This window comes from Oleiphilus sp. HI0125 (genome assembly GCF_001635355.1).
The window spans coordinates 1-880 of record NZ_LWGF01001075.1 but is presented as its reverse complement, the minus strand read 5'-3'; the positions used below and the strand labels follow the sequence as shown (position 1 = coordinate 880).

The 880-nt window shown below is 43.8% G+C and carries 1 protein-coding gene; it reads right to left on the bottom strand.

Annotated elements, in window-relative coordinates; genetic code table 11:
- The coding region (locus A3762_RS18400) for an ABC transporter permease (protein WP_197469379.1) at positions 1-760 on the bottom strand (760 nt) is incomplete at its 3' end.
- Positions 761-880: the final 120 nt, after the last annotated feature.

Below are 880 nucleotides of genomic sequence, written 5' to 3'. Positions count from 1 at the left end.
TCCAATCGATACTGTAATACGCCTCATCCAAACTACTCGCCAACTGCCTTGATACATATGGCGCATCGAATAAGTTATCCATCTTGAGCCGAATACCATTTACGTATCCCTGCATACGCATGACTTTCGCAGCATCTTCTAGATGGATCAGAGCAAGCTGCCCATCTAAGTCGGCACCAACACGAAAAATACCACTAACCGTAAAACGCTTTAGCCGAGGAAAAACACCTGCCGGCGTTAACGAAGCTTCAGGTAATACGACAGTAACGCGATCCCCTTTTTGCACACGCAATTGTCGTGCAAGCATATCGCCCAGAACTATTCGAAATTCCCCGCTTTGAAGATCGTCCAGACTACCTTGCACCATGTGGTTCTCAATAATCGAGACCGTTTTCTCCTCTTCTGGCAACACGCCATTCAATTGCGCTCCTTGAACAAGACCCGAAGCGCTCAACATACCTTTGATTTGAATAAAAGGAGCGGCAGAGACTACTTTAGGATGCGCAGTCACTAATTCGTCAACGCTCTGCCAATCTTGCATCGTGGCATAGGGTTTAATAACAGCGTGAGGAACCATTCCCAATATGCGCGTTCTGAGCTCTCGATCGAAGCCATTCATTACCGAAAGAACGGTAATCAACAAGGCAACACCGATAATCAAACCAAGCATCGATATGACAGATATAAACGATATAAAGTGGTTGCTTCGTTTTACAGACGTATAACGATAACCAATGAGTGCGGGATACCAATTTTTCATGACAGCATTAAATCACATGATGGGTACAGGCAATAGTTACTGCCCTGCAATGCACTTTATTCCATCAAAAAAAGAGCAAAGACTTCAAGTATTTGCTTTAATGAATACATCAATTTTGAA